Raw genomic sequence first — 23,428 nt, 5'->3', positions numbered from 1 at the left:
AGAAGGCGATGGTGCCGACCACCAGCCCCGCGCTCAACTCGATGCCGAACCGCCCTGTTGAACGTCGAAGCAGCGCGGACAAGTGCAGGTCGAGCAGCGCGGCGGGAAGCTGGCGGTAGGGGGAGGCGGTATGCCATCACCTCACGGCGCGTACCTGCCCGAGTGCGGAGTAATGTTCATTTGCCGCTCTCCCCGGGAGCGTGCCTCGGGACAGAACGGACTACGCAATGCGGCGCATCGCCCGCTCAGCAGCCATCGGTGCTGTTGCACTTCTCACCGCAGGACTCTTCACCACCGTCGGCACGTCGGAGGCGAACGCTGCCACGGCGAGCGGGGGCGTCTTGCAGATCTTGTCCCCGTGGTACCAGACGAAGGGCGAACCCGAGTTCGCTGACGGGGACAGCGTCGTCCTGACCGACGCCGACACCACTCGAGGTATCAACGCTCGCACGACCGGCACGGGTCGCGGTTCGTTCACGCTGAGCCCTCCAGAAGGGAAGCCACTGACGACGGGGGTCTACTGGCTCGACGGCAACCACCCGCACAGCGAGAAGCAGCCGACGCTCGAGATCGACGGAACGTACATCTACGGCGAGTTCTCGATCCTCGACCTCGCGTCCGACCCGACGAACGGTCAGATCACCAGGTTCGACGCGGTCGTCCCGGGCATCGGCGAATTCCGGTTCGGCGAGGACGCTGCCGGCTCTGTGATCCTGGGCGCACGGAACGTCGTGTTCACGAAGACGTTCATCGGGTTGCCGAAGACAACCCAGGTCGAGACTGTGCACAACACCGGCACAGCACCGGTCATGATGGGGAAGCCGGCTGTCACGGGGGTGAACGCGAGGTCGTTCTCGGTCAGCAACAGCACCTGCGAAGCCACCCTCGCAGCCGACGCGACCTGCACGTTCAACATCAACTTCCGACCGAGGACCGCTGGTCCCGCCACCGCTGTGGTGAACGTGCCGGTCGGCGGAGCAACGCAGACGGTGGCGTTGACCGGTTCGGCGTTCCTCGGGAAGACGACGATCACCTCCTCCGGGAAGGACATGGTCAACAAGGGCAAGACGACGAAGGCGACCTCCGGCTCGACCGCGATGTCGATCTCGTACGCCGCACTGGACTGGTGGTTCAAGGCCGACGACCTCGACGGGAGCGGCGGCATCGTCAGCGTCCGCCTCGGCGGCCCGTTCGGCAAGGCCTTCCCCCTCGGCACGACGAAGACGACCGTCAGCGGGAAGTACTCGATCGTCACCACCGTGGACGGGTACGGATGCGACACCAACGGCACGATGAACGTAAAGCAGTTCAAGCTCGACCCGGTCTCCGGATTGCCGGAGACGGTCGACATGTCGTTCACGCAGTACTGCGTCGACAAGATCGCACAGCACGGCACGCTGCAGTGGCAAGCACGGTCCGACGTCACGGCACCGGCAGCCCCGACCGGGATCCGGGTCGGTTCAGCAACACCGACGAAGGTGAAGTGGACGTCGTCCACATCGAAGGACGCAACGTCAGTCGTCGCTCGTCTCGTGCAGGGCGACGGTGCTGGCGCGACCGTCCAGAGCGGTGTGCCGCTGGTGGTCACCGGCGCTTCCGCGGCGGTGCCGCGGCTCCCGACCGGCCAGCGGTACACCATCGCGGTGTTCGCCGTAGACGCAACGGGAAACGTCAGCAAGGCGGGAACGACGTCCTTCGGGACCGCGCCGATGACCGTGATGGCTCCAGGGCGTCCCACCATCACCGGGACGACGACCGGGCCCGGTTCCGTCACCGTGTCGTTCGACGCGCCAGCAAGTGATGGGGGCCTGCCCATCACGAGCTACATCCTCTCCGATTACCGAGACAGTGTGACTGGAACGTCGAGCCCTCTGACGCTCACAGGGTTGTCCGCCGGGAGCAACATGGTCTCAGTCACCCCGGTGAACGCAGCAGGCAAGGGCATGCGGTCGTACAGCAAGCAGGTCACCATCGGGTAGCAGTGCCGATGGCTCACTGAAACGGGGACTGCGGCCGTTCGATCCCGACTGCCGCGACGGCGAGGTGCGGCGATCTACGTGTTCGTCGCCGCCTTGAGGATGACGACGGCGACCGCGGTCAGCAAGAGGGCGCCGCCGAGGCCGGCGAGCGGGTACCAGACGCCGCTGGCGCGGTGGTGGCGGCGGATCCCGAACGCACCGCCGGTGATGACTGCCGCGAAGCCGCCAAAGAAGGTGAGCCCCATGCTGCTGTACCAGCCGGCATCCCCGCAGGAAACGGTGCGGGCGGCGCAAGTGCTGTACGAGATGAGGCTCTCGTTCAGGATGTAGCCGACGCAGCCGATCGCGGCGAGCAGCCCGACGACGATGACGACCCAGATGAGGACGAGGTTCCACAGCGCGCCGCGGTCGCCGAGCGGTGCGCGTTGGATGCGGGACGCCATCGGGCTCCTGTTCTGGTCCGTCTCTCGGATGTCATCAGAGTGCCATGCGGGCAGCGAGGATCGATGCCATCGCCGCTGGCCACAGCGCATCCAGCCGCGGCCCCCATGGTTCTGCCATCACCCCACTCTGGCGAAGCGCGGCGACCTCCGACAGGGAGACCCAACGCCAATCCATCACCTCGGTCGGATCCGCTCGCACCGCTGAACCACTCGGCTCCTGCACGACGAAGAGGTCCACGAGCGCCGTCTCCTCGGTGAAGCGGCCGACGCGGCGCAGAGCCTCGGGGTCGACGGTGACGTTGGTCTCCTCGAGCAGCTCTCGGCACGCAGCTGCAGGACCAGTCTCGCCTGCGAACGCGCTCCCACCGGGGAACTCCCACCCGAAGGCGAACTCCTTCGTCGGAGCCCTCTGCGTGAGCAGGACGGTTCCGTCGGCTCGGTAGACGCACACCGTGACCACCAGATGGAACGCCCCGCCCGGCCAACCCGCGTCACCGCGCCGGAACGTCCCACCCATCGGCGCCCCGGCCGCGTCAACAAGATCCCACCACTCGTCCACACCGCCAGCGTAGGACGAACCGGCACGCGGAACGTCAACATGCGGTGGCAGCGGATCGGCGGCCGCGACGTTGTCGAGGGTTTCCAGTGGTCGGAGCAGGACGGTAACGTGCCGCCATGCACTGGGGGGACACCGGACTCGACGACGAGCAGATCGCGTTCGTGCAGCAGACACTCCCCGATGCCGTCATCGTGGCCGATGAGTCGTGGGGGCTCCTCGACACGAGGGTCCTGCACGTCCGCACTGGCGTCGATGGCTTCACCGTGAAGGCCTCCGGCCCGACCAACACCCACTTCCCCCGCGAGCTCGAAGCACACCGCACCGCCACCGCCGCCCTCCGAGCCAGCGGGGACACGGGTGCCCTCATCGCCACGAACGAGGAGCACCGCGTCCTCGTGCTCGAACGCGTCCCCGGGCACCTCGCCCTCGGGACCCCGGACGAGCACGACACCGACGTCCACCGACAGGCCGGCGCACTGCTCCGACGGCTGCACGACCAGGACACCCGCCACGACCCGACGTTCCTGCAGCACGAGCAGGCGAAGGCACTGGCCGCCCTCGACGCACCGCACCGGATCCCCGACGAGGTGGTCGCCCGCGCACGAGCGGCACTGCGCGCACTCCCGACCGACCACGCGACGCAGTCCCTCGTCCCGACCCACGGCGACTTCCACCCGCGCAACTGGATCGTGGACGACGACGCCCACGACAGCCGCGACGACCGGCACCACAGGCTCCGCGTCATCGACTTCGGCCGCTTCGGCTGGCGCCCCGTGTCCTTCGACCTCACCCGCCTCGCGGTGCTCCACTGGCAGCATGATCCCGCCCTCGAAGCGGCGTTCTTCGACGGGTACGGGGACGATCCGCGCACTCCGGACGCGTGGCGCTGGCTGCAACTCCGCGAGGCAGTGGGGACGGCGACCTGGGCCTACGCGGTCGGCGACGAGGGCTTCGAGGCCCAGGGCCACGACATGCTCCGGGGCGCCCTCGCCGCGTTCTGACCCGTCAGGCCCGGACGCAGTTCACGGCACCCGCACGAACCGCGGCGCCCCTCGGTCCCGCAGCCGGAACCCCAGGTGCTGGTACAGCCCGATCGCCCCGGTGTTCCCGGCGGCTGCGTGCATCAGCGGGGTCTCGCCCCGCTCCCGGATCCCGTGCGCGACGGCGAGCACCAGCCGACGCCCGAACCCCTGCCCCCGGTACGCCTCGTCCGTGCACACCGCGCTGATCTCGGTCCACCCCGGCGGGTGCAGGCGCTCCCCCGCCATCGCGACGAGCCGTCCGTCCCGCCGGATGCCCAGGTAGGTGCCGAGCTCGATCGTCCGCGGCAGGAACGGCCCCGGCTTCGTCCGCTCCACCAGGGCGGTCATCTCCGGCACGTCGTCGGGCGTCAGCACGACGGCTTCGTCGTCCGGCGCACCCTCGATCGCCTCGCCGGTCAGCTGCACGCCGCCGGCACCCTCGACGAGTTCCCACCCCTCGGGCAGGACGGCAGCCGCACCGACGCCGAGCATCCCGCCCGACCCGAGCAGCGCCCGGACGTCCTCCCAGTCCTGCGCGGTGGGCTGCGCGGGGATCCCCGTCCACACCGACACGTCGGTCTTGTAGCGGACGACGTCGCCGCGCCGCTCGGCGAACCGCGCGTGGTGGCTGTTCAGCGCGGCCATCGCGGGCGCGTCGAGCACCCGCGTCGGGGTCCCGTCGTCGGCGATCGTCAGGTCGAGCGTCCGGAACGCCTCGCCGCGGGCATCACCGCCACGGAACCCGAGGTCCTCGATCCGCCGACGATCGCCGTCCGCCCACCCGACGGTGTCCGCGACGACCCCGGAGGCGTAGTGGTTCGTTGCACGGTGGACGACCAGCTCGACGTCCGCTGCCGAGGCCACGAGGACCTCTCCGGGTCGGGGCAGCGCGGTCGAGGTCGGCGCAGTCATCGTCATCCCACCATTCTCCGCCCGCGGCGAGCGCCGCCGACGCATCGTTGCACCCGGTGACGCCGTGCCGCGGCTCGCACGGTGCGAGGGGGCCCACGGCCCGTGCGAGGTTCCGTACTCGGTGCGGGGGCACGTGCACCGCACGGAGTACGGAACCTCGCACCAGACCGAGCGCCCGCCCCGCCCCGCCTCACCCCACCCGCGACGCCACGAACTCCACCATCCGCCGCACGAGCAGCGCCTGCGACGCCGCCCGCCGGTACTCGTGCCCCTCACCCTCGAGCTCCAGGTACTCCACGTCGTGCGCCCGCTCCCGCAGCGCCGCGACGACCTGGTGCGCCTCACCGATCGGCACGTTCGTGTCGAGCTCACCGTGCACGACGAGCAACGGCGCCGTGACGTCGTCGATCGCCCGCATCGGTGACAGGGCCGCGAGCAGCGCTTCGTCCTCGACGGGGTGCCCGTACTTCGTCGCGGCAGCGGCCGCGATCCACGGTTCGGTGTCCCGGTAGAAGGTCGCGAAGTCGCTCATCCCGCACACCGCGACCCCGGCCGCGAACACGTCGGGCGTGAACGCCAACGACGCGAGCGTCGCGTACCCGCCGTACGAGCGCCCCTCGACGGCGACGCGGGAGCGATCGGCGTACCCGTTGGTCACCAGGAACCGCGCGCAGTCGACGACGTCGGCGAGCGCGTTCCACCGCAGCGCCAGGTCGTCGGCGTGCACGAACTCGTGGCCGTACCCGGAGGACCCGCGGATGTTCGGCGCGAACACGGTCACCCCGGCGGCGGCGAGCGCCTGGTGCTGCGGCGAGAACGTGGGTCGTTCCTGCGACTCCGGTCCGCCGTGCAGGTGGACGAGCGCTGCGCGGCCGGGAGGCACGGCACCAGCACCAGGGTCGGCGTCCGCCCCCGACGCGGTCGGCTCCACGGCCCGGTACAGCCACCCGGTCAGCTCCAGTCCGTCGCGGGCGGCGAACCGCTCGAGCGTCGGCTCGACCAGCTGCACGTCCGGCAGCACCGGCACGTCGGTGACCCGGCTCCAGGTCAGCGCGTTCGTGTCGAGCCGCCACAGTTCGCGCGGCCGGGTCGGTCCCTCGACGGCGAGCAGCACGCTCCGGCCGTCACGGCTGAGCACGGGATCGGTGACGACGTACCCGGGCAGGTCCGGCACGGGGGTGCGCGAGGCGTCGTGCGTGTTGATGAGGTCGAGTTCGCTGCGACCGTCGACGTTCCAGACGAGCAGCAGGGTGCGGCCGGCGTCGTCGGCGTCCAGGTACTCGAGCTCGGCGTCGTCCCGCTCGACGATCCGCCGGGGTGTGCCGCGCCAGCCGTGCGGGCCGACCGGCTGCGCGACGAGTCCGCGGCGGGGCAGTCCGGCCTCGGTGGCGACGTAGGCGACGAGCGGACTGGTCTCGCTCGCGGGCGAGGGTCGCAGGAACGCGATCTCGGCGGACCCGTCCGGGTCGTCGGCGAACAGGGCGTGGCTCTCGTCGGTCAGCCGGTCGACCACGACGACCAACTCGTGGCCGCGCTGGCCGTCCCGGAGCACGACGAGCCGTTCCTCCACCGACAGGTCGAGGACGTGGATGAGTTCCCCCACGGCCAGGTCGTCGCGGTCACCGGACACCGGGTCGACCAGGTACGCACGGGCCGGCTGCTCGGGCTCGGTCGAGGGCAGCGTGATGACGACCCGGTGGCCGCTCCGGCTCCACGGTCCGAGTTCGGCGTGCTGGTACCGCGAGCCGGCGATCTGCGCGGCGTCGGAGCCGTCCGGCCGCACCACCCAGACCTGTTGCTTCACGCCGCCGTCGGTCGCGATGGCGACGGCGAGCCACTCCCCGTCGGACGACCACGACACCCGGATCACGGGGTCGTCGGAGAGCGCGATCCGCACCGGTTCCGGCAGCTCGCCGTCGACGACGACGTCCTGCACGAAGACCTCGGGGGTGCCGTGCCGGTCGCTCACGAACGCCACGCGCCGGGCGTTCCGGGTCATGGTCGGTCCCCACGACCCCCAGGCGGCGGTGAGCCGCGCACCCAGGTCGGCTGCGGCCCTGGTGGTGACCGACGGCTCGACGGTGGCCGACGACGCGACGCCCTGCGCGCCTCCAGTCCGGACGGAACCCACGGTCACCGCACCCCCTGCTGCTGCAGCCACATCTCGATCAGGCCGAGCTGCCAGAGCGCGTTCGCGCCGATCGCGGTCCTGGTGCTGTTCGGGTCCTGCAGCATCCGCTCGACGGTGGCGGGGTCGAAGAGCCCGCGCTCCCGCGCCTCGGGTGCGTGCAGCGCGTCGCGGACGCGCTCCAGGTACGGGCCCTCGAGCTGCCGGATCGCGGGGACCGGGAACGAGCCCTTGCTGCGGTCGATGACGGCGTCGGGCACGATCCCGCGCGAGGCGCGCTTCATCACGCCCTTGCCGCCGTCGGTGAGCTTCATCGACGGCGGGATCGCGGCGGCGAGCTCGACGAACTCGTGGTCCAGGAACGGCACGCGGGCCTCGAGCCCCCACGCCATCGTCATGTTGTCGACCCGCTTCACCGGGTCGTCGACGAGCATGATCGTGGTGTCGCTGCGGAGCGCAGCATCCACGCTCGTCTCCGCGCCCGGCCGTGCGAACTGACGGTCCACGAAGGCCGACGGGGTGTCGTCGTCGCTCTTCCAACGCTCCCCGAGCAGGTCCTGCAGCGCCGGCCAGCGACGGTCCATGAACACGGAGCGGTAGGCCTCGGCGGCCTGGTCGCGCGGCACGTCGGCGAGCGGCGGGTACCAGTCGTACCCGGCGAGCACCTCGTCGGCGCCCTGGCCGGACTGCACCACCTTGACGTGCTGCGAGACCTCCTGCGACAGCAGGTAGAAGGCGACGCAGTCGTGGCTGACCATCGGCTCGCTCATCGCGGCGACCGCACCGTCGATGCCGTCGAGCAGGCGCGACGAGGGGATGTGGATGCGGTGGTGGTCGGTGCCGAAGTGCTTCGCGACCTGGTCGGAGTACTCGAACTCGTCGCCGGACTCACCGCCCGCTGCCTCGAACCCGATGCTGAACGTGGCGAGGTCCTGCTGCCCGGCCTCGGCGAGCAGCCCGACCACGAGCGAGGAGTCGATCCCGCCGGAGAGCAGCACCCCGACCGGGACGTCGGCCACCATCCGGCGCTCGACGGCGGTGCGGAGCGAGCCGATGAACGCCTGCTCCCAGTCCCGCTCGGACCAGTCGGACTTGGCTGGGTCGCGCTCGAAGCGGGGCTCCCAGTAGACGGTGTCGTGTGTGGTGCCGTCCGGGTCGATCACCCGGACGGTCGCGGGCGGGAGCTTGCCGACGCCGGCCAGGATCGTGCGGGGTGCGGGGACGATCGAGTGGAAGCTCATGTACGAGGCGAAGGCGACGGGGTCGATGGACGTGTCGACGTCCGACCCCCCGTCTGTCCCGCCGTCTCCGGCCAGGATCGCCGGCAGGGAGCTCGCGAACCGGAGGCCGCCCGGGACGGGTGCGACGTAGAGCGGCTTGATGCCGAGCCGGTCCCGCGCCAGCACCAGCCGGCCGCTGCCGTGCTCCCAGATGGCGATGGCGAACATCCCGATCAGGTGGTCGACGAACGCGGTGCCCCACTCGGCGTACGCCAGGGCGATGACCTCGGTGTCCGACGTCGACGCGAACCGGTGCCCCTTGCCGTGCAGCTCGTCGCGGAGCTGCCGGTAGTTGTAGACCATCCCGTTGTAGGCGATCGTCAGCCCGGCCTCGGCCAGCACCATCGGCTGCGCGCCCGCGGTGGACAGGTCGACGATGGACAGCCGTCGGTGCCCGAGCGCGACCGGGCCGCGAGCCCACAGGCCGTCGCCGTCCGGGCCGCGGTGCGTCATGCAGCCGGTCATCCGGGCGACCGCCCCGACGTCCGGCGCTCGGCCGTCGAACCGGATCTCGCCCGCGAGTCCACACATCAGCGCTCTCCCTCGGTGTCCGCCACATCGGAGTCCGTGTCCGCCGGGGCGGGGTCGGTGTCCGCCGGGGCGTTCCCGACGATCCACGTGTCCTTCGCGCCGCCGCCCTGCGATGAGTTGACGACCATGCTGCCCTCGGGCGCGACGCGCGTCAGGGCGACGTCGGCCAGGTGCACGTCGTCCGGTCCCGTCCCCGTCGCGTACACGAAGGCCCGCAGGTCCACGTGCCGCGGGTCGAGTCCGGCCGGTCCGATCGTCGGGTGCGAGGACAGCTGCACCACCTCCTGCCCCACCCACCCGGCGGGGTCCGCGGCGATCTCGCGCCGTCGCTCGGCCACCTCGGGGGCGCTCGCGCTCGGTCCGATCAGGACCCCGCGGCCGCCCTCACCGTCGACCGGCTTCGTGACGAGTTCCCCGACGCGGTCCAGGACCGACAGCCGTTCGACCTCGATGCTCGTGCGGTACGTCGGCACCGATGCCAGCAGGGGTTTCTCGTCCAGGTAGTACCAGATCAGGTCCGGCACGGTGACGTACATCGCCTTGTCGTCGACCAGCGCGTTGCCCGGCGCGTTCGCCAGGTAGACCCGTCCCTCCTCCGCCGCGTCGAGGATCCGCGCACCGAGGTCCGGAGCGTGCTCCGCCGTCAGCGCACTGACGTCGCGGTCGATCCGCAGGTACAGCCCGTCGAGCACGTCGCCCGTCGTCGCGTCGACCACGCGTCCGTCACGGACGTCCAGGTCCGACCCGGACAGGAGGCGCATCCCGGCCCCGTCGGCCAGCCTGCGGTGCTCGAACCACGCGCCGGCGGCGGGGCCGTCGCTGACCAGTGCGATCACGGGATCGGTCGCGCCCGTCACCGCAGTGGTGTTCGCGCAGAGGGTCCGGCGCAGCCGGTCGGTCACGCCGTGCGGGTCGCGCAGGTGCGCCGGCCGCGGGGCGTCCGGCACGACGTCGTCCATCAGCTCGCGCAGGGCGATGCCGTACGCGACACCCGAGGGCGAGCGGACGTTGTCCTCGAGCACCCGCCAGCCGCCGAACTCGTTGCGCACCAGGTCGAACCCGAGCACCGGCGCACGGACGGCGGTCGCCGGCAGCCGGGTGGCGTCCGGGTCCCAGCCCTTCGCGCCGACGAAGTGGTCCGCGTCCAGCACGCCGTCGGCCACGATCCGCCGGTCGCCGTACGCGTCACGCAGGAACAGCTCGATCGCGCGGGCACGCTGCCCCAGACCACGCTCGAGCTGTGACCACTCGTACGCGCTGATCGTCCGGGGAACCAGATCGCAGCCGAACTCCTGCGCGCCGCCGTCCACCACGAAGCCGACGTGGTGCTCGCGGGTCCAGACGTCGCGGGCGGTGCAGCGGTCGATCGCGGTCTCGGCGTCCCAGCCGGTGAAGAAGGCCGCCAGGTCACGGAACGCCGGACGGGGTCGCGCCCCGGGACCGACCGCCTCGTCGCCGGCACGGACGCGGTACCCGGCGATCGGGACCACCGGGTCCTCGTCGCGTCCGGACGGGAGCCCCGCGGTGTCCTCCACCACCAGGGCGACGACGTCGTCCATCTCCCCGCGCTCGGCGTAGGCGGTGCGTTGCCGGTCGGTGGAGTTGCCGCGGGCCAGAGTCGCGTCGAGGAGCTCCGTCACCGTGCCCCAGTCGCCGAGCTCCTCGAGCTCCGGACGCAGCCGGGACACGAGCTGGCGCACCGCGACCTCGGCGGGCAGCCGTTCGGGGTGCTGTCCGAGACCGACGAGCTCGCCGCTCAACCCGGAGCGAGCGGCCTGCCACATCGCCGCACGGTGCAGGGGTTCGCTGCGCGGGTGCCACTCGGCGCCGGACACGACCGACTTCTCGGCCTTGCGCACCGCGGCGCGGAAGAGTCCGGCGATGAGCACGGCGTCGTCCACCACCGGGGTCGCGTCGCAGACCCGCAGCTCGAGCGTCGGCGCGTGCGACGACGGCCGCACGTCGAAGTAGGCCATCTTCTTGTCGGCGATCACGCCCGAGGCGATCAGGTCGTCGAGCACCCGGTCGTACTCGGCGGCGTCCTCCACCGGGCCGAAGCTGCCGGCCGACGGCCACCGCTGCCAGATGATGCTCCGGAACGAGGCGTACCCGGTGTCCTGCCCGTTCCAGAACGGACTCGACGCACTCAGGGCGAGCAGTACGGGGAGCACCGGCGCCACCCGCTGGGCGATCAGCACCGCCAGGTCGCGGTCGCTCACCCCGACGTGCACCTGCAGGCCGCAGATGAGCTGTTCGTCGACGAGCATCCGGTACTGCTCCTGCATCCGGCCGTACCGGCCGCCGGAGCTCAGCTCGAAGTCGGCGTACTCCGACCTCGGCGCGGTGCCGACGGCCGCGATCGTGACGCCGGCCGGGGCGATCGCGGCACTGAGCTCACTGCGCAGGTCGACGATCACCCGCCGCAGGTCGTCGAGGGTCCGCACCACCGGGGTGTTCGTCTCGATCGTCGTGCGCTGCAGCTCCGCGCCGAAGCGGTCGGTGGGCAGTTTGGGCAGAAGGCGCGGGGCCTTCGCGGAAAGTCGGCCGGACTCGAGGTCGATGAGGTGCAGCTCTTCCTCGGCGCCGAGCGTCAGCTCTGCACTCATGGCTGGAACCTACGCGCGGCGGCTGTGGCGCGCACCGCGGCACACCGCCCGACTCGTGCCCGTAACACGCACGTCAATCGAGCGTCACCCCCACTGAACTCCCGCACGCACCGTGCGACCCGCGCCACCCCGTGCGAGGTTCCACGCACCGTGCGCCACTACAGGCACGCACCCTGCGGTCAACCTCGCACCAGCCCCGCACCTCGCACCGTGCGACCCGCGCCAACCCCGCACCAGCCCGCCAACGCCGCACCGTGCGGTGGACGCCCCGCACAGGCGGACGGGAGGCACGGCGCCAGCCCGCCACGCGCCTCCCGTCCGCACCGTGCGCACCTATTCACCCGTGCGAGCTTCCAAGCACCGTGCCCGGTTACAAGCGCGCACCACGCGCGCAACCCCGCACCAGCCCACGAAAGCCACACCGTGCTGCGGACGCACCACCCGCAGTCGGGAGGCGCGACACCAGCCCGCCACGCGCCTCCCGTCCGCACCGTGCGCACCTATTCACCCCGTGCGAGCTTCCAAGCACCGTGCCCGGTTACAAGCGCGCACCACGCGCGCAACCCCGCACCAGCCGACGCACCCGACACCGTGCCTGTGCCAGCCCGCGCACCCCGCACCAGCGCGCGGAGCCCTACCCCCGCGTCCGGGCCAACCGCCGGTTCAGCGCCCCGTTCAGCAGCGCGACGAGCAGCCCCACCGCGAACACGAGCGTCCCGAAGCACAGCACCTGCGGCGGCATCCCGGCCTTCGCGGCGCCGTAGACGAACAGCGGGAAGGTCACCGCGGGCCCGGCGACGAACGAGGTGATCACGTAGTCGTCGATCGACATGGCGAGCGCCAGCAGCCCGGCGGCGAGCATGCCCGGCGCCAGCAGCGGCAGGGTGACGAGCCGGAAGGCCTGGAACGGTGTCGCCCCGAGGTCACCCGCGGCCTCTTCGAGTGCACGCGAGGTCCCCGCGATCCGGGCCCGCAGCACGACCACCACGTAGGCGACGTCGAACGCCACGTGCGTGATGAGCACGGTCAGGAACCCGGTGCCGAGCCCCACCGACAGGAAGAACGAGAGCGACGCGGAACCGACGACGATCGACGGCGCAGCGATGTCGGCGAACACGACGGTGTTCACGACACCGCGACCCGGGAACCGGTACCGCTCCAGCGCCAACGCGAGGGGCAGCCCGATCGCGACGGAGATGATCGCGGCGAGGAACGCGACGAGCACCGAGGTGACGAACGCGGCCCCGAGCCCGGACACGTTCACCAGGTTCGCGTACCAGTAGGTCGTGAAACCGTTCCAGGCGAACGACAGCCGGTTGGTGGGGGCGTCGTTGAACGAGTACACGATCATGTAGACGATCGGCACCAGGGTGATCGCGATCGTCACCCAGTACACGATCGCGAGCCAGGGCCCACGCCGGTTCACCCCGTGGCGACGCGGACGGCCGGCGACGGAACCGGTCACGGGCGAGGCCGGAGCGGCGGCGGAACGGGACGGTGCGACGGCGGTCATACGAGGTCCTCGAGGTCGTCGGTGCCGGAGACGCGGGCGTAGATGAAGAGGATGATGCCGAGCACGACCATGAGCACGGTCGACAGGGCTGCGGCGACGTTGTACTGCTGGTTGCCGGAGTAGGCGTCCTGGATCGCCTGACCGATCGTGTACGTGTTCGTGCCGCCGAGCAGTGCCGAGTTCACCGGGTCGCCGACGCTGTCGATGAAGACGAGCAGGACCCCGGCGAAGATGCCCGAGCGGGACAGCGGGAGCGTGGTGTGCCAGAACGCCCGGAACTTGCCGGCGTAGAGGTCGTTCGCGGCCTCGCCGAGTCGTGGGTCGATGCGCTCGAGGGCGGCGTAGATCGGCAGGACCATGAAGGCCAGGTCGTTGTAGGCGTCGCCGAAGATCACCGCGCCGCCGGTGCCGAGGATGTGGAAGTCCTTGCCGGCCAGCCCGAGCGCCTGCAGCGTCGTGACGACCGGCCCCTGTGACGCGAGCACGAACGCCCACATGTCGGTCCGGATGATGAACGACACCAGGAAGCTGATGAACACGAGCATGAGCAGCGGGTTCTTCCACCGCGGGGAGACCCGGAACGCGATGAAGTACGCCACCGGGTACCCGACGACGATGCAGGCGATCGTGGCGGCGGCGCCGTACCAGAGCGACCGGAGCAGGAACGTCAGGTATGGCACCTGCGGGTCGACGAACAGCGAGGAGTAGATCCCGAAGTTCCAGGTGAACGTGTAGCCGTCGTCCGGGTTGCCGGTCATGAGCGAGACGATCAGCCCGGACACCAGCGGGATGACGAAGAACACGCAGAGGTACGCGGTGCCGACGAGCGCCAGGAAGAACGGCGTGCTCCGACGGCGTCCCCGCCGCGCCGGCGCGGAACCGGCGGAACCACCGGGACCGAGCCCCGGCGCCACCCCGACCGCGCTCACGACTGCACCACCGCGTTGAAGATGCCGTTCCACTCCGAGTACTCGTCGTAGTTCTCGAACACCCGGAACTCGTGCGACTGCTCCAGCACGTCCGCAGAGGGGAACACGAGCGGGCTGTCCGCCACGGTGGCGTCGTCGAGTTCGTCCCGCACGTAGTCCTCGGCCGCGGGCACCGGGCAGACGTAGTTGACCCAGTCCTCGACGATCCCGGCGACCTTCGGCGTGTAGTAGAAGTTCATCCACTCGAGCGCCGACACCGGGTTCTCGGCCTGCCGTGGGATGAGCATGTTGTCGTGCCAGGTCATCTGCCCCTCTTCCGGCGTGACGAACTCCAGGTCGGGGAACCCGGACTGCTGCGCCTGGAAGACGTCGCCCGACCACGCCTGGGTGATCCAGGTGTCGCCGTTCTCCAACCGGTTGATGTAGCTCTGGTCGTAGAAGCCGGTGACGCTCGGCCGCAGTTCGCGCAGCCAGGCCTGTGCCTTCCGCCAGTCGGCGGGCGTCGAGGTCTCCGGGTCGATGCCGAGCGCGAGCAGTCCGAGCGACCCGAGTTCGGTGTTGTCGCTCATCAGTCCGATGCGGCCCTTGAACGCCGGGTCCTGCAGGTCCTTGAGCGAGGTGATCTTCCGCCCGGTGTACTTCGGGTTGTAGGCGAGCCCGGTGAACCCGGTCTGCCACACGACGGAGTGCTTGTTGCCCGGGTCGTAGATGGGGTCCTTCACGGAGTCCGAGGCGTTCGCGGCGAAGTTCGGCAGCCGCGAGTGGTCGAGCTCGCACACGAACCCGTTCTTGATCATCTGGGTCAGCTCGAACCCGTTCGTCATGACGACGAGGTCGTACCCGGTCGCACCGTGCGCCCGCAGGATCGGTGAGACGGTCGCGTAGAAGGTCGCGTTGTCCTGGATCACCGCCTGGTAGTCGACCGCGATGCCCGTCTCTTTCTTGAACAGCGCCAGGGACTCGGACTTGCCGTGGTCGGAGTCGATGTACAGCGGCCAGTTCGCGAAGTTCAGGGTGCCGGTCGCCTTCGCGTCCTTCCAGAACGCCGCCCAGTCGACGGTGTCCTCGGCGCCGGCGGCGGCGGAGCCCTTGATGCTGCAACCGGTGAGCAGGGCGGCCAGCGCCGCGGCCCCGCCGCCGGCCAGCAGGCCGCGTCGGCTGACGCGAGCCGACGTCAGCCCGCGCAGCAGGTCCGGACCGGGCACCGCGCCGGTCACGCGAGCGATCCTGCCGTGGCGGGGACGGCCTGGAGGCCCGGGTCGTCCTGGGTGGTGACGGTCGCGTCGGACGCGGGGTGCGCCTCCAGGCCGAACCCGTGGTCGACGCCCCACGTGAGCCAGACCTCGGTGCCGGTCGCGATCCGCGGCCCGCCCTTCGAGTTCTGCGCGAACACCGAGACGCGCCCGGCGCCCGGTACGTCGACCAGGTACTGGGTGCTCACGCCGGAGAACGAGACGTCCACGACCCGACCGGGGCCGAGGATGTTCCGTCCGGCCTCGGGGGTCGGTTCGGCGGTACGGATCTTGAGCTTCTCGGGACGGACGCCGACGACGACGCGACCGGTCGTGGCGACGGCTCGGTCGGCCGGCACCGCGATCGAACCGGCCGCGGTTGCGACGACGAGCAGGCCGGCATCGGTGCCGCGCACCTCGCCCTCGAGCAGGTTCGACTGGCCGAGGAAGTTCGCGACGAAGGCCGTGCGCGGCAGCTCGTACAGGTCCTGCGGACTGCCCATCTGCTCGATCCGACCGCCGTTCATGACGGCGACCGTGTCGGCCATCGTCATCGCCTCTTCCTGGTCGTGGGTGACGTGCAGGAACGTGAGCCCGACCTCGGCCTGGATCGTCTTCAGCTCGAGCTGCATCTGGTGGCGGAGCTTCAGGTCGAGGGCGCCGAGGGGCTCGTCGAGCAGCAGCAGGGCCGGCCGGTTCACGATCGCGCGGGCCAGGGCGACGCGCTGCTGCATGCCTCCGGAGAGCTGGGCGGGACGCTTCGACGCCGACCCCTCGAGCTCGACGAGTCGCAGCGCCTCCTTGGCCTTCGTCATCGGGTCCGGGATCCGGCGGCGCTTCAGCCCGAACGCGACGTTGTCGAGCACGCTCATGTGCGGGAACAGCGCGTAGTTCTGGAACACCGTGTTGACGGGCCGCTGGTACGGCTTCGTGTCGGTGACGTCCTGACCGCCGATGGTGATGGTGCCGCTCGTGGGTTCCTCGAGCCCGGCGACGAGCCGCAGGGTCGTCGTCTTGCCGCAGCCCGACGGACCGAGCAACGCGAAGAACGAGCCGGCGGGCACCGTCAGGTCGAGGCTGTCCACCGCGGTGTGGCCGGGGAAGGACTTCGTGATCTGGTCGAGCCGGAGATCGGCTCCCGATTCGGCGAACGTTCCGGTCATTGCCATGGTGCCTCCAGGGGGTGGTCGGCCTCAGCCGATGTAGGACATGACGTGCTTGATGCGGGTGTAGTCGTCGAAGCCGTACTGGGACAGGTCCTTGCCGTACCCGCTGTGCTTGAACCCGCCGTGCGGCATCTCGGCGACGATCGGGATGTGCGTGTTGATCCACACGCAGCCGAAGTCCAGGTCGCGGGCGAAGCGCATCGCCCGCGCGTGGTCGGTCGTCCACACCGAACTCGCCAGGCCGTACTCGACGCCGTTCGCCCACGTCAGGGCCTGCTGTTCCGTCGAGAACCGCTGCACGGTCTGCACCGGGCCGAAGATCTCCTGCTGCACGGCACGGTCGTCCTGGCGCAGGCCGGCGACGATCGTGGCCTCGTGGAAGTACCCGCGGTCACCCTGTCGTGCGCCGCCGAGCTCGATCGTCGCGTGGTCGGGCAGCGTGTCCAGGAACGACTGCACGTGCGCGAGCTGGTTCGCGTTGTTGACGGGGCCGTAGTGACCGTCCGACCCGGTTCTCGCGTTGACGCGTGCCTCTGCTGCGAGCGCTGCGACGAACTCGTCGTGGATGCCCTGTTGCACGAGCAGCCGGGTGGCGGCGGTGCAGTCCTGTCCGGCGTTGAAGAACCCGGCGGCGACGATCCCGGCCACCGCCGAGGGGATGTCGGCGTCGTCGAACACGATCACGGGTGCCTTGCCGCCGAGCTCCAGGTGGGTGCGCTTGAGGTCCCCGGCGGCGGCACGGGCGACTTCCATGCCGGCACGGACGGACCCGGTGATGGAGACGAGCTGCGGGGTGGGGTGGTCGATCATCGCGGCGCCGGTGGTGCGGTCCCCCACGACGACGTTCAGGACCCCCGGCGGCAGGAACTCGGCGGCGACCTCGGCGAGCAGCAGGGTCGACAGGGGTGTCGTGTCGCTCGGCTTGAGCACGGTGGTGTTCCCCGCGGCGAGCGCCGGCGCGAACTTCCACACCGCCATGTTGAGCGGGTAGTTCCACGGGGTGACCTGGGCGACGACACCGATGGGTTCACGCCGGACGAACGAGGTGTGGTCGGCCAGGTACTCGCCGGCGCTCCGGCCCTCGAGGTTCCTGGCGGCCCCGGCGAAGAAACGGATCTGGTCGACGGAGAGCAGGATCTCGTCCTCGACCAGGGTGGCGCGGGGCTTCCCGGTGTCGAGCGACTCGAGGTCGGCGAACTCCGACGCCCGCTGCTCCATCGCGTCGGCGATCCGGAACAGGGCGAGCTGCCGTTCGCCGGGGGTGGTGCGGCGCCAGGACTCGAACGCGGTAGAGGCCGCACCGAAGGCGGCGTCGACGTCGGCGGGGGTGGACACCGGGGACGTGCCGTAGACGTGCTCGTCAGTCGGGTCGACCAGGTGGAACGTGGTGTCGGCGGTCGACTCGACCGAGGCACCCCCGACGAAGTTCCGCAGGACCCGGGTGTCGGTGTCCGCCGTCGCCGTGCTCTGTGCGTCCAGCATGGCGGTGATACTGACACGGATTCCGGCGGCGCGGAAGAAGGATCCGGAGGTTGTGGAGAACCGTAACAACGGAAATCGTCGCGAAACACGGTGTTCACAACGGAATCCCTTGCGCACCCCGAACCTCGCTGCCATGCTGTCCGGCATGGCGGCAGCACCACGACGTCCGGGACCGATCGACGACACCTCGAAGCGGATCATCGAACAACTCCAGGCGGACGGGCGCCGCCCGTACGGCGAGATCGGCAAGGCCGTCGGTCTCAGTGAAGCGGCGGTCCGGCAGCGTGTGCAGAAGCTGACCGAGACCGGCGTCATGCAGATCGTCGCGGTCACCGACCCGATGCAACTGGGCTTCCACCGCCAGGCGATGATCGGCATCCGGGTCAGCGGCGACACCCGAACCGTCGCCGATGCCCTGGAACAGCTGCCGGCGGTCGACTACCTCGTGATGACCGCCGGCAGCTTCGACCTGATGGTCGAGGTCGTGTGCGAGGACGACGACGACCTGATCGAACTGCTCAACGGCACCATCCGGGCCATCCCGGGCGTCGCCGGCACCGAGACCTTCGTCTACCTGCAACTCCGCAAACAGCTCTACGACTGGGGAACGCGATGACCATCTCCGAACAGGCCACAGGCCGGACCACGACGGGCCCGGCCCCCCGCCTCCACTCCTACGACCCGTTCGCACCGGTCGACGACGCCGACCTGCAGCGGAAGTCCCGGGACCACCTGTGGATGCACTTCGCCCGGCACGGCGCGAACCAGGCCGGTGCCGACGTGCCGATCATGGTGCGCGGCGAGGGCCACCACGTCTACGACAGCCACGGCAAGGAGTACATCGACGGGCTGTCCGGCCTGTTCGTCGTCGCTGCCGGGCACGGGCGGAAGCGCCTGGCCGAGATGGCCGCGAAGCAGGCGGAGACGCTGAGCTTCTTCCCGATCTGGTCGTACGCGCACCCCGCGGCGATCGAGCTCGCCGACCGGCTGGCCGAGCACGCCCCCGGTGACCTCAACAAGGTCTTCTACTCCACCGGCGGCGGCGAGGCGGTGGAGACCGCCTTCAAGCTCGCGAAGTACTACTGGAAGCTCCAGGGCAAGCCGATGAAGCACAAGGTGATCTCCCGTGCGGTCGCCTACCACGGCACCCCGCAGGGCGCCCTGGCGATCACCGGCATCCCGGCGATGAAGGAGATGTTCGAGCCCCTGACCCCCGGTGGCTTCCGGGTACCGAACACGAACTCGTACCGCGCCGAGGAGATGGGCTTCCCCGGCGGCACCGAGGAGCAGTTCGGCTTCTGGGCGGCGGAGCGCATCCGCGAGATGATCGAGTTCGAGGGCCCCGACACCGTCGCCGCGGTGTTCCTTGAGCCGGTGCAGAACTCCGGCGGCTGCTTCACCCCGCCGCCCGGGTACTTCCAGCGGGTGCGCGAGATCTGCGACGAGTACGACGTGCTGCTCGTCTCGGACGAGGTCATCTGCGCCTTCGGCCGTATCGGCACGATGTTCGCCTGCGACACCTACGGTTTCGTGCCGGACATGATCACGTGCGCCAAGGCGATGACCTCCGGGTACTCCCCGATCGGCGCGACGATCATCAGCGATCGCCTGTTCGAGCCGTTCTCCAAGGGGGACACGACCTTCTACCACGGCTACACGTTCGGGGGGCACCCGGTGTCGGCCGCCGTCGCGATGGAGAACCTCGACATCTTCGAGGAAGAAGGGCTGCTCGCCAACGTGCAGCAGAACGCCCCGCTCTTCCGCGCCGAGCTCGACACCCTGCTCGACCTGCCGATCGTCGGGGACGTCCGCGGTGACGGCTACTTCTACGGCATCGAGCTCGTCAAGGACAAGGCCACCAAGACGACCTTCGACGACGACGAGTCCGAGCGGCTGCTGCGCGGGTTCCTGTCGAAGGCACTCTTCGACGCGGGGCTGTACTGCCGTGCGGACGACCGCGGTGACCCCGTCGTGCAGCTCGCACCGCCGCTGACGATCGGGCAGCCGGAGTTCCGCGAGATGACGTCGATCCTGCGCAGTGTCCTGTCCGAGGCCTGGACGAAGATCTGACCGTGAGCGGCTACCGGGGCGTCTCGTTCTGGCTCGACCAGCTCGCGTCCACCGGACGCGACGACCTGACGCCCCGGCCGCCGCTCGACGGCGACACGACGGCCGACGTCGCGATCGTGGGTGGTGGACTGACGGGTCTCTGGACCGCGTGGTACCTGCACCAGGCCGATCCGGGCCTCCAGATCGTCGTCCTGGAACGCGAGATCGCCGGCTTCGGCGCGTCCGGTCGCAACGGCGGCTGGTGCTCGGCGCTGTTCCCGCGGTCCGCCTCTGCGATCGCCGAGGAGCACGGGCGGGACGCCGCCCTCGCGCTCCGCGCAGCGATGCGCGACACCGTCGACGAGGTCGGCCGCGCAGCGTCCGAAGCCGAGGTCGACTGCGACTACGTGAAGGGCGGGACCGTCCTCTACGCACGCTCCGCCGTGCAGGAACGCGCCGCCCACGACGAGGTCGCGTCCTCCGCGACATGGGGCGACGACATGACGTGGCGGGCCGCTCGACCGGGTGACGCCGCCGGATCGGCGGGGGTCGCGTGGACCCCGGACTGCGCGCGCGTGCAGCCCGCCGCGTTGGTGCGTGGCCTCGCGGCCGCCCTGGAGGCCCGTGGCGTCCGCATCGCGGAGCGCACGCCCGTCTCGTCCTGGGATCGCGGGCGTGTGGTCACGTCGCGCGGCACCGTCACGGCGGGCGCCGTGGTGATCGCGGTCGAGGGCTACGGTGCCCAGCTGGAGCAGACGAAGCGGCGGATCCTGCCGCTGTACTCGCTCATGATCGCGACGGCCCCGCTGCCGGCATCCGCGTGGGAACGCATCGGACTCGAGCACGGGCAGACGTTCTCCGACTACCGGCACCTGCTCGTGTACGGGCAGCGTACGGCCGACGACCGGCTGGCGTTCGGTGGCCGCGGAGCCCGCTACCACTGGGGGTCCGCGATCACGCCCGGGTACGACCGGGTGCCGCGGGTGTTCGAGCACCTGCGGAGGGCCCTGGTCGACCTGTTCCCCGTCGTCGCGGACGCCCCGGTCACCCACACGTGGGGCGGCCCGCTCGGGGTGCCGCGCGACTGGTGCGCCTCGGTGACCTGGGACGGACACGTCGGCAGCGCCGGCGGGTACGTCGGGGACGGCCTGTCGACGACGAACCTGGCCGGACGGACCCTCGCCGACCTCGTGCGCGGGGAGTCGACGGCACTGACCGCGCTGCCGTGGGTGAACCACCGATCGCCCGACTGGGAGCCCGAGCCACTGCGGTTCCTCGGCGCGAACGCGGGACTCGTCGCGACCGACCTGGCCGACCGCGAAGAAGCGCTGACCGGGCGGCCGAGTCTGGCGGCCCGGCTGATGGCACCGCTGACCGGAGGGCACTGATGGCTGCTGGTCTCGACGCCGACGTCGTGGTCGTCGGGGCGGGGGTCGCGGGACTCGCCGCCGCCCGGGCGCTCGCACTCGGCGGGCAGCGGGTCGTCGTGCTCGAGGCCCGCGACCGGATCGGCGGGCGCACCTGGACCGATTCGTCACTCGGGGTGCCGGTCGACCTCGGCGCCTCGTGGATCCACGGGGTCGACGGCAACCCGCTCTGGGCCCTGGCGTCGGCGTTCGGCATCGACACCGTGGAGTTCACGGTCGGCAGCTTCCAGTTCGACGGCCGACCGATCGCGTGGCACGACCCGTCCGGTGCCGCACTCTCCGCCGAGGACACATCGGCGTTCGTCGCGGACCTGCACACCGTCGACGCGGTCCTCGACGCCGTCGTCGCGCACGCTCCCCCGCCCTCGACCTACGCGGCCGCCGTCGACACCGTGATCCGCTCGCTGCGGTGGCAGGGCGACCGAGCAGCGCGCGTCCGCGAGTACACGGCCCACCGCTCCGAGGACCTCTGCGGTGCCCCCGTGACCGTCCTCGACGCGCACGGCCTCGACGAGGAGCACGTCCCCGGTGACGAGGTGGTGTTCCCCGGCGGCTACGCGCAGTACGCCCGCGCGCTGGCCGAGGGTCTCGACGTCCGGCTGTCGTCGGTCGTGCGGTCGGTGACCCAGGCCGGCGAATCCGTGACCGTGGGGCTCGCCGACGGCACCACCGTCGCCGCCCCGCAGGTGGTCGTCACCGTGCCGCTCGGGGTGCTGCAGGCCGGCGACGTGGTCTTCGACCCGCCCCTGTCCGCGCCGGTGACCGGAGCGCTCGACCGGCTCGGGATGGGCACCTACGACAAGGTGTTCCTGCGGTTCCCCACACGGTTCTGGGGCGACTCGTGGGTGGTCCGGCAGCAGGGGTCCGCCGGCGTCGACTGGCACTCCTGGTACGACATGTCCCGGGTGACCGGTGCGCCGGTGCTCGCCGCCCTGGTCGGTGGTGCCGGAGCACGTCGGCTCGAGACCCTGCCGGACGCCATGGTCGTCGACGAGGGGGTGGCAGCGCTGCGGAAGATGTTCGGCCCGTCCGTCCCCCAGCCCGAGGCGGTCCGGATCACCCGGTGGGCCGAGGACCCGTTCTCGCGGGGCTCGTACTCGTACCTGCACGTCGGGGCGTCACCCGACGACCACGACCTGCTCGGCACCCCGTCCGGCCGGGTGCAGCTCGCCGGCGAGGCCACGTGGAGCGACGACCCGGCGACGGTGCACGGTGCGCTGCTGTCCGGGCTGCGGGCGGCCGGGCGGCTGCTCGGCACCGAGGTCGAGCCGCTCTCGCTCGCGGACCCGCTCTCCACGGTGTCGGCCCGTGCGACACTCGCTCCGTGACCCCGACGAGGACCCGACCGAGACACGAACACCGGGCACCGGTCGCCGTCGCGGTCCTGGTGAACCTGGCGCTGAGCCTGTTCCTGCCCGACGAGGTGCTGTTCTTCCCGTCGTGGGTGGTGCCCGTCCTGGGCGTCCTGCTGCTCACGCCGCTCATCGTCTTCAACCCGCGGCGTCTGACGCGCGAGACCACCTGGTCCCGGTGGTTGTCGTTCACGTTGGCGGTCCTGCTCACCGTCGCCAGCCAGCTCACCGTCATCCGGACCATCACCGAGCTGCTCGGCGGCCACGCGGACGGTGCGGCCGTGCTGCTCACCGCACTGCAGGTGTGGGTGAGCACGATCATCGTGTTCGGGCTCGTCTACTGGGAGCTCGACCGCGGGGGTCCGGTGGCACGGCGGCGCCCCGAACTGTGGGCGACGGCCGAGGCGGACTTCCAGTTCCCCCAGGAGACCGACCCGAAGACCGCGGACTGGCGGCCGGTCTACCTCGACTACCTCTACGTGGTGATGACGAACATGATGGCGTTCAGCCCGACGGACACGATGCCGATGACCGTCCGGGCGAAGATGATCATGGCGTACCAGGCACTGAGTGGGTTCATCCTGCTGGCGCTGGTCATCTCGCGCGCGGTCAACATCATCAGCTGACCCACCCGACGGGCACCCCGCGCGAGATGCGCGGGGTGCCCTGGGGCTCAGCCCTTGCGCCACAGCTCGACCAGGAACCGGGCCACGGTCACGAGCAAGCTCGCGATCCCCAGCCACGGCACTGGACGGCCGCGACGCGGTTCGGTGTCGTTCGACATCGGACCACCTTCGTGTCAGCGCCGGCGGACACGA

Annotated in this window: 18 protein-coding genes; 7 read left to right on the top strand and 11 right to left on the bottom strand. The window is 70.8% G+C overall.

The window, feature by feature from the left end:
* Positions 1 to 341: 341 nt before the first annotated feature.
* The gene (locus tag DEJ20_RS00265; protein WP_181431455.1) at positions 342 to 1,979 is read left to right on the top strand and encodes a choice-of-anchor D domain-containing protein; all 1,638 of its coding nucleotides are present in this window, start codon (positions 342 to 344) and stop codon (positions 1,977 to 1,979) included.
* 74 nt (positions 1,980 to 2,053) lie between these two features.
* On the opposite strand, the gene DEJ20_RS00260 is transcribed toward DEJ20_RS00265, so the two are convergent.
* On the bottom strand, positions 2,054 to 2,422 hold the full coding sequence (locus DEJ20_RS00260; RefSeq protein WP_111234471.1) for a hypothetical protein: 369 nt from the start codon (positions 2,420 to 2,422) through the stop codon (positions 2,054 to 2,056).
* 34 nt (positions 2,423 to 2,456) lie between these two features.
* A complete protein-coding gene (locus tag DEJ20_RS00255; RefSeq protein WP_111234472.1) occupies positions 2,457 to 2,981 on the bottom strand; it encodes an NUDIX domain-containing protein in 525 nt (174 codons plus the stop codon).
* A 116-nt stretch (positions 2,982 to 3,097) separates the two neighbouring features.
* On the opposite strand from DEJ20_RS00255, the gene DEJ20_RS00250 reads away from it, so the two are divergent.
* Positions 3,098 to 3,982 (top strand): aminoglycoside phosphotransferase family protein, encoded by an 885-nt coding sequence (locus DEJ20_RS00250; protein ID WP_111234473.1) that lies wholly within the window; start codon positions 3,098 to 3,100, stop codon positions 3,980 to 3,982.
* 21 nt (positions 3,983 to 4,003) lie between these two features.
* Here DEJ20_RS00250 and DEJ20_RS00245 read toward each other — a convergent pair whose 3' ends face one another.
* The 9 genes from DEJ20_RS00245 to DEJ20_RS00205 all read right to left on the bottom strand — a co-directional run bounded on the left by DEJ20_RS00245 (position 4,004) and on the right by DEJ20_RS00205 (position 17,782).
* Positions 4,004 to 4,921 carry a GNAT family N-acetyltransferase gene (locus tag DEJ20_RS00245; RefSeq protein WP_258377080.1) on the bottom strand — a complete coding sequence of 306 codons (918 nt, stop codon included), beginning with the start codon at positions 4,919 to 4,921 and terminating at the stop codon, positions 4,004 to 4,006.
* Positions 4,922 to 5,105: 184 nt separating this feature from the next.
* Complete coding sequence (locus DEJ20_RS00240; protein ID WP_111234474.1) at positions 5,106 to 7,052, bottom strand: S9 family peptidase; 1,947 nt, start codon at positions 7,050 to 7,052, stop codon at positions 5,106 to 5,108.
* On the bottom strand, positions 7,049 to 8,854 hold the full coding sequence (locus DEJ20_RS00235; RefSeq protein ID WP_111234475.1) for an N-acetylglutaminylglutamine amidotransferase: 1,806 nt from the start codon (positions 8,852 to 8,854) through the stop codon (positions 7,049 to 7,051). The genes DEJ20_RS00240 and DEJ20_RS00235 overlap by 4 nt, the downstream gene beginning before the upstream one ends.
* Entirely contained in the window at positions 8,854 to 11,460 is a 2,607-nt protein-coding gene (locus DEJ20_RS00230; RefSeq protein WP_258377081.1) for a carboxylate--amine ligase/circularly permuted type 2 ATP-grasp protein, read from the bottom strand. Before DEJ20_RS00230 ends, DEJ20_RS00235 begins: the two co-directional genes overlap by 1 nt.
* 634 nt (positions 11,461 to 12,094) lie before the next feature.
* Positions 12,095 to 12,973, bottom strand: coding sequence for an ABC transporter permease (locus DEJ20_RS00225; RefSeq protein ID WP_027466954.1), 879 nt, complete (start codon positions 12,971 to 12,973; stop codon positions 12,095 to 12,097).
* Positions 12,970 to 13,902 carry an ABC transporter permease gene (locus DEJ20_RS00220; RefSeq protein WP_111234476.1) on the bottom strand — a complete coding sequence of 311 codons (933 nt, stop codon included), beginning with the start codon at positions 13,900 to 13,902 and terminating at the stop codon, positions 12,970 to 12,972. The genes DEJ20_RS00225 and DEJ20_RS00220 overlap by 4 nt, the downstream gene beginning before the upstream one ends.
* Complete coding sequence (locus tag DEJ20_RS00215; RefSeq protein WP_204166168.1) at positions 13,899 to 15,119, bottom strand: ABC transporter substrate-binding protein; 1,221 nt, start codon at positions 15,117 to 15,119, stop codon at positions 13,899 to 13,901. Before DEJ20_RS00215 ends, DEJ20_RS00220 begins: the two co-directional genes overlap by 4 nt.
* The gene (locus DEJ20_RS00210; protein ID WP_372443727.1) at positions 15,116 to 16,297 is read right to left on the bottom strand and encodes an ABC transporter ATP-binding protein; all 1,182 of its coding nucleotides are present in this window, start codon (positions 16,295 to 16,297) and stop codon (positions 15,116 to 15,118) included. Before DEJ20_RS00210 ends, DEJ20_RS00215 begins: the two co-directional genes overlap by 4 nt.
* A 30-nt stretch (positions 16,298 to 16,327) precedes the next feature.
* The gene (locus DEJ20_RS00205) at positions 16,328 to 17,782 is read right to left on the bottom strand and encodes a gamma-aminobutyraldehyde dehydrogenase (RefSeq protein WP_111234478.1); all 1,455 of its coding nucleotides are present in this window, start codon (positions 17,780 to 17,782) and stop codon (positions 16,328 to 16,330) included.
* A gap of 133 nt (positions 17,783 to 17,915) precedes the next feature.
* Between DEJ20_RS00205 and DEJ20_RS00200 the strand changes: the two genes are divergently transcribed.
* From DEJ20_RS00200 to DEJ20_RS00180, 5 genes are read left to right on the top strand one after another with little or no spacing between them, the layout of a single operon-like run.
* Positions 17,916 to 18,398 carry an Lrp/AsnC family transcriptional regulator gene (locus DEJ20_RS00200; RefSeq protein ID WP_035809531.1) on the top strand — a complete coding sequence of 161 codons (483 nt, stop codon included), beginning with the start codon at positions 17,916 to 17,918 and terminating at the stop codon, positions 18,396 to 18,398.
* Complete coding sequence (locus tag DEJ20_RS00195) at positions 18,395 to 19,852, top strand: aspartate aminotransferase family protein (protein ID WP_111234479.1); 1,458 nt, start codon at positions 18,395 to 18,397, stop codon at positions 19,850 to 19,852. The genes DEJ20_RS00200 and DEJ20_RS00195 overlap by 4 nt, the downstream gene beginning before the upstream one ends.
* A gap of 2 nt (positions 19,853 to 19,854) precedes the next feature.
* Positions 19,855 to 21,219: an NAD(P)/FAD-dependent oxidoreductase gene (locus DEJ20_RS00190; protein ID WP_111234480.1), complete on the top strand. Its 1,365-nt coding sequence runs from the start codon at positions 19,855 to 19,857 to the stop codon at positions 21,217 to 21,219.
* Positions 21,219 to 22,586, top strand: a complete 1,368-nt coding sequence (locus tag DEJ20_RS00185; protein ID WP_111234481.1) for a flavin monoamine oxidase family protein — start codon at positions 21,219 to 21,221, stop codon at positions 22,584 to 22,586. Before DEJ20_RS00190 ends, DEJ20_RS00185 begins: the two co-directional genes overlap by 1 nt.
* On the top strand, positions 22,583 to 23,236 hold the full coding sequence (locus DEJ20_RS00180) for a DUF1345 domain-containing protein (RefSeq protein ID WP_111234482.1): 654 nt from the start codon (positions 22,583 to 22,585) through the stop codon (positions 23,234 to 23,236). Before DEJ20_RS00185 ends, DEJ20_RS00180 begins: the two co-directional genes overlap by 4 nt.
* Positions 23,237 to 23,428 lie beyond the last annotated feature (192 nt).

This window comes from Curtobacterium sp. MCSS17_005 (assembly GCF_003234225.2).
Lineage (GTDB): Bacteria > Actinomycetota > Actinomycetes > Actinomycetales > Microbacteriaceae > Curtobacterium > Curtobacterium flaccumfaciens.
This window is presented reverse-complemented; position numbering and strand designations above follow the sequence as displayed.